Here is a 3,815-nt window from a genome sequence, read left to right on the forward strand (position 1 = left end):
GCGGTAAATCATTAGTGGAAGAGGGTGGATCATTATTGGTCAGTGAATCTAAAAGTCAAGAAGAAGTTCAAGATTCCATTACTAAAATACAACAAGAATTAAAAAAAGCTTCAATGGGTGGGGGTGAAGGTCCATTAGATCAAACTATGGATGGTGTATTACTAAAACTTCCTGCTTTTATCCCTTTTCGTGGCGCTAATGCGACTATTGACGATGAAGAAATGGCTTTATTTATCCGACGGGTTGCTTTAATTATAGAAACGCTTCCTAAAACAGTAGATATTTCGGTACGAGGATATACGGATAATCAGCCTCTTCCAAAAGGATCGATTTTTCGTGATAATATTGAGCTATCTTCTAAAAGAGCAGAGACGGTTATGCGAGAACTGATTCGTAATGGTGTAGATGCCGAACGCCTCTCTACGGCAGGCTTTGGTGCAGCTAAACCGATTGCACTCAATACGACTGAAGCTAATCGAGCCAAAAATAGACGTGTCGAACTTTATATGTTTGTATCTAATGATACACCTTTGGATCAAGAGAAACAAAATAATATTTTGGATGCTTTAAGTAAACTCCAAAAATAGGGTTCTTTAAAATAAAGATCCTTAGTGCGGGTCAAGGAATAGTCTTGGATGCATAAATTAAATAGTGTTATTAATGATTTTTGGGGAGGAACGGCTGCAATGCTGGTTGCTTTGCCGACAGCTCTTGCATTTGGGGTTAGTATTTATGCATTAATCGGTGGACATTACGGTGCGTATGGTGCTATTGCCGGTATTTTAGGTGTGACAGTTATCGGTATTGTTGCATCACTTTTCGGTGGAACCAATCGTTTAATATCGGCGCCGAGTGCCCCTGCTGCAGCTGTATTATCGGCGTTTGCTTTGGAATACATTAACAATGCTATTGCTCCGGATAAAGTATTTGTCATGTTGGGTGTTGTTGCTTTTATGGCAGGGATCTTTCAGATTATCTTCGGCTCTATCGGATTAGGACGGTTGATCAAATATATGCCGTTTCCCGTTGTAAGCGGGTATTTGAGTGGTGTAGGCTTGTATATTATTGCTTCACAGACACCAAAATTTCTTGGATTACCGCAAGAGACACCTTTTTGGGAAGTGTTTGGATTATTAGCACAATGGCAATGGGAAAGTATTGTTATTGGGAGCATAACAATTTTTGTTATGCTATTTACGGATAAAATGTTTAGGATTATTCCTACGGTCATTATTGCACTTGCGATGGGAATAGCAACCTATTTTTTATTAGCTTTTATGAATTCAGCGTTATATCAGCCTAATAATTTAATGGTGATTGGTGAATTAGGAGGGAGTGGCGGGATTGATTTTCCTAGCTTGTTTTTTGATCGTTTTACCCTTATGTACTCTTTTTCTTGGGATGATATAACTTTACTTTTATTTCCAGCTTTAACTTTAGCCGCATTGCTTTCGATTGATACCCTGAAAACATGTCTTATTTTGGATTCAGTGACCCACTCCTTTCATGATTCTAATCAAGAACTTATAGCGCAAGGTTCTGCGAATATAGCATCGGCATTGCTCGGGGGAATGCCGGGATCAGGAACGATGGGCGCAACAATGGTTAATATTAGTAGTGGTGCTGAAAGTCGGCTTTCCGGAATTATTGAGGGAGGTATGGCTATTTTAGCATTTGTGATTCTTGGAACGTTGATTTCATGGATTCCGATTGCTGCATTAGCCGGTATTCTTATTGTTATCGGATTGCGTATGATTGATAAACACAGCATTAAATTACTGCAAACACGAAAAACGGTATTTGATTTTTTGATTATTCTTTCGGTTGTTATCACAGCTCTTTCTGTGGGATTGATCGCTGCTGCCGGGATAGGGTTTGTTTTGGCTATTATCCTTTACATTGCACAGCAAATCGGAGTATCCGTAGTGTATCGACATACGGATGGGGTTGATGCACATAGTAAATTGGTTCGAAGTAAAGAAGAGAATACTATTTTACGCAAGAAAGGGGGTGAGTTTTCTGTTTATGAGTTACACGGAAGCCTCTTTTTTGGTACGGCAAATCAGCTTTATAGTATGCTGAAAAATGATTTACAGTTTAAAAAATACATTATTATGGATATGAAACGGATTCAAACCGTTGATTTGACAGCCGCACATATTTTACTGCAAATCAAAGATATATTGCATGAGCGCAATGGTTATCTTTTATTGTGCCGATTACCACATAAGCTTCCTACCGGTGATGATATGGAAGATTATTTCAATCATGTCGGATTGCTTAAACATTTGAGTCCGATTAAAATCTTTGATGATCTTGATGATGCAATCGAATGGGCAGAAGATATGATCATTCAAAAGGAACGTGTACAGTCTTATCGAGAAGTACTTCTTTCGCTCTATGATTTTGATCTTTTTAAAGGAAGAAAAGTTGAAACGGTTGCGGAAATCGAAAGTTTGGTTGAAAGCCGATCGTATACAAAAGGGGAAACAATATATCTTGAGGGGGAAGGTCAGGGAGAAATCTTTCTTATCCGTCGAGGATTAGTGAGGGTTATGCTCCCTTGTGAAGGGCGCAATCCGGTTCATCTAAGTACTCTAGGACAAAACAATTTTTTTGGAGAATTTTCATTTTTAGAAGGTAAACCGCATTATACGGATGCAGTAGCTTCAACAGATATAGATCTTTATTGCATCTCACGTGAAGCGTTTGATATTTTTTCAGTTCATCATAAAAAAGCAGCATTTCATTTTATGCAAAGTCTTGCAACTGTTCTTGCCGAACGCTTGCGAATGACTCGTTCGGAGTTAGGGGCAGAATACGATGTATGAAGCAATCGGTTATCTAAATCTTTTTACTGAGTGCTTCGATATGGGCACTATTCCCTAATACCACGACGATATCCCCTTTTTCGAGAATATCATTTTTTTCGAAAGAGGTATACCACATTCCCTGATGTTTATATGCGATAGGTTTGACTTCATAATCACTTTCAAAGATAGGTGAAAGGATGGAAATACCAATCCAGAAGGAGGGAACGGTTAGTTTGGCAATTTTCATTGTGATAGAGAGATCGATAGTCTCATAATGCATATTTTGAACCATTTTTTTCACAATTTTTTTTGCTGATTCCATCTCAGGATAGATTACCTTGGCAGCTCCTAGCTTAGAGAGAATTTGCCCGTGAACTTGTGTTATAGCTTTGGCAATAACGGTTTCAACCCCTAACTCTTTGAGTGCCATGACCGTGAGGATACTCGCTTCAATATTTTCGCCGATACTGACTACGGCGATATCAACATTGCCGATTCCCGCTTCGCGTAAAGCACGTATATCGGTTGAGTCGAGAACAATAGCATCTTGAACAAATTCATTGATATCACGGACATGTTCTTCACTTAAATCAACCGCAATAACACTTAACCCTTGCTGTGCCAAACCTTTGGCAACATGAAACCCAAATTTTCCCAAACCAACGACTGCAAATGTATCCATTTAAATAATTACCTTTCCTTCTGCGTATTTGATGCGGCTTTCTAGCGCTTTTCCGATGATAACGATCGTAAAGGCGAATACACCTACACGTCCCATCAGCATCAATACAATAATATTCAGTTTTCCCCAATCGCTGAAAAGGGCACTGTAGCTCAGTACTCCACCGTTACCTGTAGATACTCCAACGGTACCAAATGCCGATGTGGCTTCAAACAAAATTCTCATAAATGGCAATCGTTCCACTTCACTGAGAATAATGGTTGAGATGACGACATAGATGGAAGCTACAAAAATAATCGCATACGCTTTGTTGATCTGAT

Annotated in this window: 4 protein-coding genes; 2 read left to right on the forward strand and 2 right to left on the reverse strand. The window is 39.1% G+C overall.

Annotation, left to right across the window (positions count from 1 at the left end; all coding sequences use genetic code 11):
• Together WA010_RS11465 and WA010_RS11470 are read left to right on the forward strand one after the other, a co-directional pair.
• On the forward strand, nt 1–587 hold a 587-nt coding region (locus WA010_RS11465), incomplete at its 5' end, for an OmpA family protein (RefSeq protein ID WP_422557247.1).
• Between the two features lie 48 nt (nt 588–635).
• Nucleotides 636–2,831 carry a SulP family inorganic anion transporter gene (locus WA010_RS11470; protein ID WP_422557248.1) on the forward strand — a complete coding sequence of 732 codons (2,196 nt, stop codon included), beginning with the start codon at nt 636–638 and terminating at the stop codon, nt 2,829–2,831.
• Nucleotides 2,832–2,844: 13 nt separating this feature from the next.
• Here WA010_RS11470 and WA010_RS11475 read toward each other — a convergent pair whose 3' ends face one another.
• Nucleotides 2,845–3,495 (reverse strand): potassium channel family protein, encoded by a 651-nt coding sequence (locus WA010_RS11475; protein ID WP_422557249.1) that lies wholly within the window; start codon nt 3,493–3,495, stop codon nt 2,845–2,847.
• Nucleotides 3,496–3,815: potassium transporter TrkG (locus WA010_RS11480; RefSeq protein ID WP_422557250.1), on the reverse strand; the 320-nt coding region annotated here is incomplete at its 5' end.

This window comes from Sulfuricurvum sp. (assembly GCF_049305995.1).
Lineage (GTDB): Bacteria > Campylobacterota > Campylobacteria > Campylobacterales > Sulfurimonadaceae > Sulfuricurvum.